The sequence below is a fragment of the Microcystis flos-aquae FACHB-1344 genome (assembly GCF_014698375.1).
Lineage (GTDB): Bacteria > Cyanobacteriota > Cyanobacteriia > Cyanobacteriales > Microcystaceae > Microcystis > Microcystis aeruginosa.
Genome location: NZ_JACJSW010000216.1, coordinates 12,968 through 24,976 on the forward strand (window position 1 = coordinate 12,968; position 12,009 = coordinate 24,976).

Annotated in this window: 12 protein-coding genes; 7 read left to right on the forward strand and 5 right to left on the reverse strand. The window is 41.3% G+C overall.

All coding sequences use genetic code 11. The annotated features are described in order from the left end of the window. The first annotated feature begins 45 nt into the window (after window positions 1-45). From H6G48_RS22365 to H6G48_RS22375, 4 genes are all read left to right on the forward strand, one after another. Window positions 46-735 (forward strand): peptidoglycan-binding domain-containing protein, encoded by a 690-nt coding sequence (locus H6G48_RS22365; RefSeq protein ID WP_190723239.1) that lies wholly within the window; start codon window positions 46-48, stop codon window positions 733-735. Next, a complete protein-coding gene (locus H6G48_RS22370) occupies window positions 722-1,531 on the forward strand; it encodes a DNA adenine methylase (protein ID WP_190723240.1) in 810 nt (269 codons plus the stop codon). The genes H6G48_RS22365 and H6G48_RS22370 overlap by 14 nt, the downstream gene beginning before the upstream one ends. 58 nt (window positions 1,532-1,589) lie before the next feature. Then, window positions 1,590-1,769 carry a hypothetical protein gene (locus tag H6G48_RS26615; RefSeq protein ID WP_287738090.1) on the forward strand — a complete coding sequence of 60 codons (180 nt, stop codon included), beginning with the start codon at window positions 1,590-1,592 and terminating at the stop codon, window positions 1,767-1,769. Between the two features lie 376 nt (window positions 1,770-2,145). After that, window positions 2,146-3,168 (forward strand): 6-bladed beta-propeller, encoded by a 1,023-nt coding sequence (locus tag H6G48_RS22375; protein WP_190723241.1) that lies wholly within the window; start codon window positions 2,146-2,148, stop codon window positions 3,166-3,168. Window positions 3,169-3,232: 64 nt separating this feature from the next. On the opposite strand, the gene H6G48_RS22380 is transcribed toward H6G48_RS22375, so the two are convergent. The 4 genes from H6G48_RS22380 to H6G48_RS22395 form a co-directional block, all read right to left on the reverse strand. After that, window positions 3,233-4,045 carry an Rpn family recombination-promoting nuclease/putative transposase gene (locus tag H6G48_RS22380; RefSeq protein ID WP_190723242.1) on the reverse strand — a complete coding sequence of 271 codons (813 nt, stop codon included), beginning with the start codon at window positions 4,043-4,045 and terminating at the stop codon, window positions 3,233-3,235. After that, window positions 4,046-4,213, reverse strand: a complete 168-nt coding sequence (locus H6G48_RS22385) for a hypothetical protein (protein ID WP_199328878.1) — start codon at window positions 4,211-4,213, stop codon at window positions 4,046-4,048. Between the two features lie 22 nt (window positions 4,214-4,235). Continuing rightward, a complete protein-coding gene (locus H6G48_RS22390; protein WP_190723243.1) occupies window positions 4,236-5,015 on the reverse strand; it encodes an Rpn family recombination-promoting nuclease/putative transposase in 780 nt (259 codons plus the stop codon). A 376-nt stretch (window positions 5,016-5,391) separates the two neighbouring features. Beyond that, a complete protein-coding gene (locus tag H6G48_RS22395; RefSeq protein ID WP_190723244.1) occupies window positions 5,392-6,660 on the reverse strand; it encodes a DNA methyltransferase in 1,269 nt (422 codons plus the stop codon). A 189-nt stretch (window positions 6,661-6,849) separates the two neighbouring features. On the opposite strand from H6G48_RS22395, the gene H6G48_RS22400 reads away from it, so the two are divergent. The 3 genes from H6G48_RS22400 (at window position 6,850) to H6G48_RS22410 (ending at window position 9,965) form a co-directional block, all read left to right on the forward strand. Further along, window positions 6,850-8,121: a dihydroorotase gene (locus H6G48_RS22400; protein WP_190723245.1), complete on the forward strand. Its 1,272-nt coding sequence runs from the start codon at window positions 6,850-6,852 to the stop codon at window positions 8,119-8,121. Between the two features lie 84 nt (window positions 8,122-8,205). Continuing rightward, window positions 8,206-9,372, forward strand: a complete 1,167-nt coding sequence (locus tag H6G48_RS22405) for a DNA-methyltransferase (protein ID WP_190723246.1) — start codon at window positions 8,206-8,208, stop codon at window positions 9,370-9,372. A gap of 20 nt (window positions 9,373-9,392) precedes the next feature. Beyond that, window positions 9,393-9,965, forward strand: coding sequence for a Uma2 family endonuclease (locus H6G48_RS22410; RefSeq protein ID WP_190723415.1), 573 nt, complete (start codon window positions 9,393-9,395; stop codon window positions 9,963-9,965). A gap of 84 nt (window positions 9,966-10,049) precedes the next feature. Here the strand turns inward: H6G48_RS22410 and H6G48_RS22415 are convergent, their stop codons facing one another. Further along, the gene (locus H6G48_RS22415) at window positions 10,050-11,474 is read right to left on the reverse strand and encodes a Ni/Fe hydrogenase subunit alpha (protein ID WP_002798537.1); all 1,425 of its coding nucleotides are present in this window, start codon (window positions 11,472-11,474) and stop codon (window positions 10,050-10,052) included. Window positions 11,475-12,009: the final 535 nt, after the last annotated feature.

Consider the following 12,009-nt stretch of genomic DNA (forward strand, 5'->3'; position numbering starts at 1 on the left):
GTAGTCATACAATGTAAATAATTCTACATTCTGAAAAAATCAACCATGCGCCGCGTAAGTATTTCTATTGTTAGTATTGCTTTTTCTGTCTTTGCTCTAATAGTTTGTTACCATAGCTTGTTTGTCATACCTGAGACTGCTATTAAAACTCAAGCTATATACTGGTTCTATGCTGCACTTGTATCAGCAATAATTCCATATCTTGAAGAAGTGGTAGTTTATATAAAGACTATCAAGGTTGGCAGTAGTGGTATCGAAATTGCTATGAATGAGGTCAAAAAAGAAATACAAAAAATTGATGAAAAAGTAGAAAAACTGGACAATAAATTATTGCAGACACTGGATAGGATTCAACAAAATGAGTCATCACTTTCACAGCAAGCTCGCGAAATCCGGCAACAAAATTATGATTCTTGGACTGTCAACGTACTTGCGAAGATGAATCCTCAAGCAAAATTAGCAACACAGGAATCTCTGACTTACAATCATCTCAAGAGCGAAGGTGTTGGAATCAAGGAACTTAAAGATATGTTAGGCCAACTTGGCTACTATCACGGGAACATAGATCAAGTTTTTACTCCCGAGTTAGCCCAAGCGGTTGAGAAATTTCAATTTGAAAATCGATTGGGAATACCTGACGGTATAGCTGGTTCAATAACGCTCTCTAAAATTGCAGAACTTTTGCCTCGTCAAATCGGCGCAGCCTCAATTAGTAAATCTAATGTCAAAAATTAAAAGTCCCTTGCGTTATCCCGGGGGGAAATCCCGGGCAATTAAGCAAATTCTGCCGCAAATTTCTGTCAATATTAGGGAATATAGAGAACCTTTTTTTGGTGGTGGTTCTGTGTTTTTTGCTGTTAAGCAACTCTTTGGACAACAAATAAAAACCTATTGGATTAATGACTTAAATTATGATTTATATTGTTTCTGGCAATGCGCTCAAGAAAATATTGAGTTATTGGTAGCAAAAATAACAGAAATTAAACAGAAATATGATACTGGACGAGAATTATTTCAAGATTTGACAAGGGAAGATTTAAAGTTAACCGACTTTGAGAAAGCAGTGCGTTTTTTTATCTTAAATCGGATTACTTTTTCGGGAACAGTGGATTCGGGGGGGTATTCTCAAGCAGCTTTTACCAGTAGATTTACTGATTCATCAATGGCCAGATTAACTCAAATTGCGCCCTTATTAGCATCAGTAAAAATTACTAACCAAGACTACGAAGAATTATTATTTGCTGAGGGAAAAGAAGTTTTTATCTTCCTCGATCCCCCCTACTATAGTGCCACAAAATCCCGTTTGTACGGTGTAAGAGGTAATTTACATACCAGCTTCGATCATCAACGTTTTGCCGATAATATGCGTCAATGTCAGGCTAAATGGTTAATTACCTACGATGATTGTCCAGAGATCAGAAAACTCTTTGATTTTGCCCATATTATCGAGTGGAATCTTCAGTATGGCATGAATAATTATAAACAAGGAGCGGCGGCATCTGGTAGAGAATTAATGATCAAAAATTATTAGTGCCAGATTGTAGTGGAGTATTTAGGGTCTGCTGAAAAAGTTTTTCGGTGGGGGCAGGGTGTGGGGTGTGGGGTGTGGGGTGTGGGGTTTTACCGGTTTTGAGGTGGCCAATTACCTAATTTTCAGGGAAAAAGTGCCTAAATTTACCCCCGATCACTCCCAGATCCAGTACTTTTTGATTGACAAAAGGTCTAAAAGTCTTACCCAACAAGGTTTTTACCCACATTCCGCACCCTAGTCGTTGAAATCAAAAGTTGCTCTAGCCCTTGTATAGTAAGACTTTTAGCGATTACTAAGAATTATGAAGTGTCACACTCTAGTCAGCGATCGCCAGCTTAATGAGAGTTTATCTCAATAATTTGGTATCAGAGCTATCAGATTTTTAGGGCTAATTGTGCATCTGCTGGTCAAACAAATTAGCCTGTAATTCAGAGCCGGCAATCGTTTTGACGATTTAGATAAAATTTTCAATGTGACACTTTAGGGTGCGGAATGTGGGTTTTTAGATTTATTCAGCAAGCCCTAGATAGCGGCAAATTTGTCACATCTTCCCAGAAATTTCTTGACAATTGCTAGAGGAAAGGGTATATTAAGGGCAGATTTTCTGAAGTTTTATGTCCCTATCTAAAGTTATCAATCATGGGGGGCGGGAGAAGCGTAGCTTATCAAAGGCTCTGCTGAAATCCTTTTCCCTAGTCACGGCCACTGCGATCGGATGTATTAGTATCGCCACCAGTGCCACTGCGGCCGATTTTAAATTCGCTTTCGGTAGCAAAGGTAACTTGGACGGTCAGTTCAATAACCCCTACGGTATCGCCGTCGGTAGCGGTGGTAAGATCTATGTAGCCGATACTGCCAACAATCGCATACAGGTGTTTAACTCCAATGGAGGCTTCCTGTCCACTTTCGGTAGCTCCGGTTCGGGGGACGGTCAGTTCGATTCACCCAGTGGTATCGCTGTCGATGGCGTTGGTGATATCTATGTGGCCGATACCTACAACAACCGCGTACAGGTGTTCGACTCCGATGGAAAATGGAAGTTAAATGTCGGGGTCGGTGCTTTGAGTATGCCCAGTGGTATCGCCGTCGGTAGCGTAGGTAATATCTATGTGGCCGATACTCTCAACGATCGCGTACAGGTGTTTAACTTCAGTGGAGTCTTCCTGTCCACTGTCGGGGTCGGTGATTTGAGTATGCCCCAAGGTATCGCCGTCGGTAGCGGTGGTAATATCTATGTAGCCGATACTGCCAACGATCGCGTACAGGTGTTCGACTCTAGTGGTACCTTGCTGTCCACTTTCGGTAGCTCCGGTTCGTTGGGGGGTCAGTTCTTTTCACCCGGTGGTGTCGCTGTCGATGGCGTTGGTAATATCTATGTGGCCGATACTTTCAACAACCGCGTACAGGTATTCAACCTCAATGGTGACTTCCAGTACGCTTTCGGTAGCCTCGGTTCGGGGAACGGTCAGTTCAATTCACCCAGTGGTATCGCTGTCGGTGGCGGTGGTAATATCTATGTAGCTGATACGTTCAACAATCGCGTACAGGTATTCAGAACGCCCGAACCTTCTGGTATTATCGGATTAGGCATACTAGGGGGCGGTTTAGTGGTGCGTCGCCTCGCTAAACGTGGTTAATCGGTGTGGAGTGGGGAGATGAGTTAAAATTTTCCTAATTCCCCACCCTTTGCGGTTAAAAGCTTTAATTGTCCTGCTGCCTTTGTAAGTCCTCGATAGTTGCGGGGGATAAATCGGTAAATCGGGCAATTTCTGGGATAGGAAAGCCAGCAGATAGCATTTTTAGAGCAATTTGTCGAGCTTTTTCTTCTTTGCCTTCCTCTTTGCCTTCCTCTTTGCCTTCCTCTTTGCCTTCCTCTAAAGCTTCTTGATAGACTTTAGTTTCTCTTAGATCACTTAAACTAAACATTTTTTCTATCTCCTTACGGTTTAATTTGGGCAATTTATAAATGAGAATTGTCTCAATTAATTCGAGAATGTCCTCTCTTTTTAAAGACTCCTGGAATTGTTGTCTAACTTGTTGAATCAGTTCTTTTCCTTGCCCTAAGGTGTTGGCTTCCGATTCCACAATTAATTGTAACACTTTTACCCCCAGAGAATCCCCCTCATCTAACTGATTCAGATAATAACAGTTAACCCGGCCTGACTCAAAGAATTCTTGATAACGAGATTTGGGACTATTTTCAATTTCCCGATGGGGATAAATGATCACCCCTTGCCAATTGTTACTAATCTCACTTTGATGAAAATAGAGAAATATTTCACTAAAAAAGCGCGAGTAAAACCGTTCATCTTTTTGAAATTGTACCTCAACAAAGTAAATCGGATCATTCAGGTTATCGGGAAGAAAGACCCCATCTAAACGAAAAGCGAGTTGTTTAACTTCTAGGGAGGAAAATTGATAATGATTGACGGTTTCTGGGGGAAGATTGAGCAAATCAAAGAAACTTTCGGGAAAAGTCTCAAAGAGACGATAGAAAATACTGTCCGTTTTCACTCAATTTTGTCCCTCAATGACTTCTGGTACTTGTTCAATTTCTAAGTCTAAAGCTTGGGCAATTTGTTCTACACTTAATCCTAAGGCTGATAAACGGGGAATAGAGTTTAATTTAGCGGTTAATGCTCCTTCCTCTAAAATATCTTGATAGATGACGGATTCTCTCATAATGTCACTCCGAAGGATTTTTTTAATCGTCTCTCGATTGTAATTCCTCGATTGCGTCGGGGGATAAATCGGTAAATCGGGCGATTTCTGGGATAGGAAAGCCAGCAGATAGCATTTTTAGGGCAATTTGTCGGGCTTTTTCTTCCTTACCTTTTTGTAGTCCCTTTTCCTGGCCTTCCTCTAAAATATCTTGATAGATGACGGATTCTCTCATAATCTCACTCCGAAGGATTTTTTTAATCGTCTCTCGATTTAATACTAACCCGGCGAGAATACTGGTAGCGGCAGCGAGATTGCTTTGCACCTGTTTTTGGGAGATAGTTTCTAGAGAACGGGACACCTGACTTAACACCTGTTCGGGATCATCGGTGTTGCTGAGGATGGCAAAGGGTAATAAACCGGGTTGATGGAAAAATTGTGGCGTATTTTCTTCCCAAAGACGGATGACTTGAAAAGAATGAAAGGTTTCCCCCAGACGGAAAGTATTTTCTTGCACTAGGGGGGAATCACTGCGTCGCAGATAAATTACCACTTGACGCATTGGTTTTTGGGGATGACGACGATAGACGCGAAGGCGATAATCGAGCATTCGGAAGGGAATTTTGGAGTCGGGGTCGGTTTGAAATTCGGTATGGAGAATTAATTCCTCTGACTGCAAAAAAATCAGAGAATCGGCGCGAATGGGGTCTAATTGTAATTCCGTCGGGTCGAGGACGGTTAAGGAGAGGGGAGAACCCAATAACCAAGTGGCTAGATCATCGGAGAAGTTTTCGGCAATAAATTTACAAATATTATCAAACATTGCGAGCGTTCTGCCTTTGTAATTACTACCATCCACATCAATAAATTCAAGATTACTTGCTATAAATTCCTTAACAATTAAGCTAGATAACCCCCCGATAATTAGTAAAATTCTTTGATTTTATGGTAGTCTTTGAACCAAGCTTACGAAATATTATATCACCGATTCAGATAGATCATGATTTGATCCTGTTTTAATTTCACAAACATAATTAAAGGTAGCATGATCGGTCTGAATAACCAACTTTACATCAGCCAATAATTTACCCTATATATAGGGTTTATCTTGAATAGTTTCCTGAAAATTAGGTAAGGATTCCAGACAGGTCAAACATTGATGAAATAGGGGATGTTTGGGCTACATAAGCAATAGAAAGTTACCTTTTCTCTAAAATTAGTAAATATTCTGATTTCATGCCATCAGGATTTTTATTCTTGCGAGATTTGAATAATTGTCTGGTTTTAATTCTATCCTCAAAGACGGTATCAAAAATAAAGCCATTTTCCTGAAAATATTCCCCTAATATTCGCCAAGTTTCTACTTCCACCCCATCCACTTTCGGATTACCCACAAAAATGCAAGCTTTCCCAGCTTGTTTTAATTTTCTGGTGGCATTTTCTAAAGCATTGATAGTGTGACAAAAATAGGAATCGAGTATTTTATGTAAATTCTCTTTCTCTAAAGTCGATCTCACTTGATTTAAGGTTTCGGTTTCGATTAATCTGGTAGCCTGTCGGTAGGGAATTTCTAGCTTAGAGATTTTTTGTACTTCTTTTTCTGTATATCCTAACCAATATAAATCTAGTTTTGCTGTTCTGATATATTCTTGTGCTTGCAGATAGGGGGGGGAACTAATTAAACAATCTAACTCTAGATTTTGATCGATCTCAAAAGTGGCACTATCTACTCCCCCATAAAAAAGCACCTGATTACAATTATGCCAAGTGACGGCAATATATTGATTAACGCTGGTTAAAGTTTCAAAACTCATCTCTTTAATCGTTTGTTTTAATTCCTCTTGCCAATCTCTTTGTAATAGTTCTTGTATATCTGATTTTTTGTATTTCGATTGAAATAATTTTGGTTTCGTATGTTCTGCATAGGAAAACTGTTTACTAACTTTCACTAAAACCGCTTGAATGATCTGGGAATACAAATCAGCTTCTAGATTTTTTTGACCTGCCCACAGTTTCTGCAAAACTGCTAAAATCTCCTCTGGATACCAATAGTTTAAATTTGACCACTGAGGGATAAATTTATCCTCGTTGGCAAAAACTTGTAAGATTTTTTTATCTAACTCTGAGTAACTCAATTGTTCTTGGTGTTCTGTGATCTTAATCGGTATAATATGGTTTAAAAGATAATTCAGGTCAGTTAAAACCGCGTTTCTTTGACAAAGTTTAGCCTCTAAACCCACCGTACCAGAACCAGCAAAAGGATCGATAATCCAATCATCCTTTTTAGTGTAATTATCAAGACAAAATCTCACCACTTGGGGAATAAATTTAGCAGGATAATAATAGATGCCATGGGTTAGATAACTGGTGCTGGTGATTTCTGGTACTAAATCTCGAAAAGAAACTAATCGCGGGGTTCCCCGATTAATTTCTTCTAAATTATTAAAATCGAAAAGTTCTAACTGCATGATTCGGCTATCAATTCTTCCTAGGGTAGGCCAGCCAATTAAAATAAAGATTAAAACCGTAGTCGATCAATATTCTAACTTATCGTCCCTTAACCTAACCGAGAACTCAACTTTTTTACTTTTTACTTTTTACTTTTTACTTAACGTGATATACTGCCAGAGGAAAAAATGACGTTTTAATTAGTCTGCGTGAATAGCCAATCCTCGACGATCATAGAACAGGTTAGAGTCCTTGACCCCCTGACACAAACCGATCGCATTGCCGATGTCTGGATTGAGGAGGGGGTAATTAAAGCGATCGAATCTCAGCTTCCCCCAAGAGAAAATAGTAACTATATTTCTGGTCAAAACTGTATTTTTGCCCCCGGATTAGTCGATCTCTACAGTCATTCTGGGGAACCCGGCCACGAGGACAGAGAAACCCTCGCATCTCTGATCCAAGCTGCCACGGCCGGAGGCTGCACCCGGGTGGCAATTCTCCCCAATACTCTCCCCCCCCTCGATCACCCCGCAATCATTAGCACATTACAGCAAAAAAGTCAAGGGTTTTTTGACTCAAAATCGACTCGTCTGCATTTTTGGGCAAGTCTCACACTAGGAAGACAAGGGCAAAAAATGACCGAATTAGCTGATTTAATGCCTGTAGCGGTGGGTTTTACCGATAATCGCGGACTGGAAGATTTGGGACTGTTGCGGCACTTATTGGAATACCTAAAACCCTTCGGTAAAAATATCGCCCTTTCCCCCGTAAATCAGCAATTAAAGGGTAATGGAGTCATGCGTGAGGGAGAAACCTCGATTCGCTTCGGTTTACCGGGGGATCCTGCTATTTCCGAAACCACTGCTTTAGCCACAATTTTAGAAATCGTCGGCGAAATTAATACACCTGTTCACCTAATGCGAATTTCTACCCGTCGAGGAGTGGAATTAATTCGCGAGGCAAAAATGCGGGGATTGCCGATAACCGCTAGTGTGACGTGGTTGCATCTGCTCTTAAATACAGGATCGATCGCCAGCTATCATCCCAGTTTACACCTCGCTCCACCCTTGGGCAACGAAAGCGATCGCAAGGCGTTAATTGCGGCAATTAAGGAGGGAATTATCGATGCAATCGCGATCGATCATCGTCCCTATACCTACGAAGAAAAAACCGTCTCTTTTGCAGAAGCACCCCCCGGCGCGATCGGGTTAGAATTAGCTTTACCGCTACTCTGGGAAAAATTAGTAATAACTGGGCAATTATCAGCTTTACAATTGTGGCAAGCGCTTAGTCTCAATCCCTGTCATTGTTTACAACAAAAACCGGCATCTCTCAACCCCGGTAATCCCGCAGAAGCAATTCTTTTTCATCCCCAAGCAAGCTGGAAAGTAACGGCAAATAATCTTCACTCCCTCAGTCATAATACTTTCTGGTTAAATCAAACAATTACGGGAAAAGTCTTAGAAATGTGGAATTTTTAAAGGGTGGCCAATTTCTATCTTGAGACTCTCCTAGTTTTTTGGATAATGATCAGCTAGAATTCTAGAGAAAACTAGAGTAATATCATGGAAAAAGAACTGGTATCGGAAAAGCGCGGTTATCTACTTCGCACGGTGGCAGAAGCTAAAGAAATTGTCCTTAATTGGTTGCGAGAAATAAATTTAGTTAATGCGATTAAATTAGGTTTACCAGAAGTGGATGACAGATATCATATTTGGCGAGTTCCTCTATGTAATGACCAGAAAAAAACCGTTGGGGAAGTGGTGATCGATGCCTACACCACCGAAATTTTAGCCGATAGGACAACCCGGACTGAAATTATTATCGCTCGTCTGTTAAAACAGGATGAATCTAAATTAGAAACCCGCAAGAAAACCAAAAAAGAATACAAGCTTTCTTCTCTGAGAAATACGATCGGATTTGGTGATTGTAGTGAACTTTTGGAGGAAATGCCCGCAGAAAGTGTTGATTTAATCTTTACCTCACCACCCTATTTTAATGCTCGCCCAGAATATTCGGAATTTGAAGAATACGAAACCTATCTATTGAAGCTGCGACAGGTGATCAGAAAATGTCATCGAGTTTTGAGTGAAGGACGTTTTTTTGTCATTAATATTTCTCCCGTGCTGTTGCGTCGTGCTTCCCGTAATCAAGCTTCTAAACGTATTGCTGTCCCCTTTGATTTACATCGAATTTTTGTTGAGGAAGGTTACGATTTTATTGATGATATTATTTGGCTAAAACCAGAGGGAGCAGGGTGGGCAACTGGTAGAGGCCGCAGATTTGCCGCCGATCGCAATCCTCTCCAATACAAAACTGTGCCAGTGACTGAATACGTTTTAGTCTATCGTAAACACACGGATCTACTCATCGATTGGCATATTCGTAATCATCCCGATCAAGAAGTAGTAAAAGCCTCAAAAATTGCCGATGGTTATGAACGCACTAATGTCTGGAAAATTAACCCAGTCACTAACTCAAAACATCCCGCCGCTTTTCCCGTAGAATTGGCAGAAAAAGTGATTACCTATTACTCTTTTAAAGGTGATGTGGTTTTAGATCCCTTTGCTGGTTCAGGAACCGTGGGACTAGCGGCCGCTTCTTTAGATAGACGTTTTGTTTTATTCGAGAGTAATTTTAATTATATTGAACTGATACGAAAGCTAATTACTGAAGGCAATCAGACTGATTTAGACTCAGTTATTTGGCTTAATTGTCCGTTAGAAAACTAACAATGAGCGAGGTAAACACCATGACAGCCAGTAAAAGTCACGCTTATTTTACTCCAAAAGACTATCTGGAAATAGAGAAAATTAGTCCCATTAAACATGAATATATACAAGGGCAAATCTTGGCGATGGCGGGGGCCAGTAAAGCCCATGTTATCATCACAGGTAATCTTTCAGCCCAATTAATTAATCATTTACGGGGTAGTGGTTGTCTTGCCTACGCTACCGATATGAAAGTGCGTCTCCCTAGCTTAAATATCTTCTATTATCCCGATTTTGCCATTACTTGTGACGAACGGGATCGAGTTTCCCAGGAAGATTTTATCCTGCATCCGCGAGTGATTATCGAGGTTTTATCCGACTCCACAGCAGCCTTTGATAGAGGCGATAAATTTGCCAATTATCAAACTATCCCTGAATTAGAGGAATATCTACTTATCGAGCAAAAACAAGTCCTAATCGAACAATATCAACGTCAATCTAATAACCTCTGGATTCCCCATATTTATCAAGCGGGAGATTTAATCACTATTAACTGTATTAACTTTTCTTGTCCGATAGAAATTCTTTATCAAAACCTAGAAATTCTTAGCTAGAATCTTGGCCGTAAAAATAGTCAAATGGGGTCAGGTATTAGGAGAAATTTCCCCTATTTCCTAACCCCCCAACAACTTAGATAATTAACCCCGTTGTCGAGTATTAATCACCTCACCGGCTGCATTAACTAACTCTAGCTGTAGCGGCATTTGTCCCATAGCGTGAGTGGAACAACTTAAACAGGGATCATAGCAACGAATACCCGCTTCCACCCGGTTTAACATCGCTTCGGGAATTTCGCCACCATGGATATAATGTTGGGCGATTTGTTTCACCGTTTGATTCATGGCCAAATTATTATTACCCGTGGCAATAATTAAATTCACCGTTTCAATCAAACCATTTTCATCCACTTTATAATCATGGAATAAAGTACCCCGGGGCGCTTCACTAACTCCCACCCCTTGCAGATTATTAATTCCTGCTTCGGCGCGGCAGCGTGGAGAAACTATATCGGGATCGTCGATTAAAAGTTCGATACGCTCTAAACAGCCTAAAATCTCCACTAATCGGGCATAATGATAGTAAAAAGAAGAGGTTGCTACACCACCGACCCGATGGCGATATTCCCGTAACTCGATATCCGCTCCCTCCGTGCCAAAATGGGAACAAACATTTAAGCGCGCCAGCGGACCAACCCGATAGATACCGTTGGGATAACCGAGGGGTTTATAGTAGGGAAACTTTAAATAAGACCATTTTTCTACTGATTCGCCGATATAATCGCGATAATTGTCTTCGCTCAGGTTATCGGCCACGATATTGCCTTGACTATCGGTAAAACGAATATGACCGCCGTAGTGTTCCCACTCGTCCCGTTTACCGACCAGTCCCATAAACAGGGAAGGGAAATTCCCAAAAGCGGCGATTTCTGTGGTTAAATTGTCTAGAAGTCCTTTAAACAGGTTTAAGGCCGTGTAAAGAGTCGCTTTAGACTCCGGCAGTCGTTCTTTAATCCATTGTCGCCCTTCTTCGCTCAGGGGAGAACGCACACCTCCCGGGACGGACCAAGCGGGGTGAATTTTTTTTGCTCCCAAAAGTTCAATAACTTTCTGTCCAAATTGACGTAAACGGATGCCCGCTCGCGCTAGGTCGGGATCGGCCGCGATTAAACCGAAAATATTCCGTTTAGCGGCGTCACTTTCCCAACCAAGCAGAAAATCGGGACTGCTAAGATGGAAAAAGCTTAAAGCATGGGATTGGGTTAACTGTCCCAAATTCATCAAGCGCCGCAGTTTTTCACCCGCGGGGGGGATTTGCACCGCTAGAATTTTATCGCCAGTTTTGGCGGCACAAAGTAGGTGACTAACGGGGCAAATGCCGCAAATTCGGGCAGTAATTCCCGCCATCTCCCACATCGGCCGTCCCTCGCAGAATTTCTCGAAACCGCGATACTCGACCACATGAAAACGCACGTCATCCACTTCCCCCCCATCGTCAAGGAAAATCGAGATCTTGGCATGGCCTTCGATCCGGGTGACGGGATCGATAACGACGGTTTTAGTCATAGTAAGTCCTCATTGTTCAGGAGTTTCACAGAACGGCATTGTGGAGATTGCGATCGAGCTTGGTTTCAACGATAATTTATCCCGATCTCCGCCCTGCTGTCTCTATGATAGTTATTACCCCCCTAGCAATCCTAATTTTTTTGACAATTTTTTCCGATTCTCAATCGGAAAAAAAATTAAAATTTTGTAGCAAATACTACAGAAAATAGTTCGGAAATCCGCAATGATTACATCTCGCTTTGCTGGTGTTGATCGGTCATTATATATATAGAAGTCGGTTCTCGGCTGTCAGTCTTCCTCTCAAAGCTGAGGGTGAAAGGGTCGGAAGTCAGCCAAATTGTTTATGACTAATCGGGAAAACCGCCTTTTTGTCTTGTAATCTTACCTAACAGTATCAGCGGCACTGCCGAGGATTCAGGAAAAAGCGACCCAAAAACAAGCGATTGTAGTTGATAGTCCTACACTATAATACTTTTGTTCTGGATGTTGAGAAAAAAGCATAAACTTAACATCATACCAAAGAATGAATTAACTT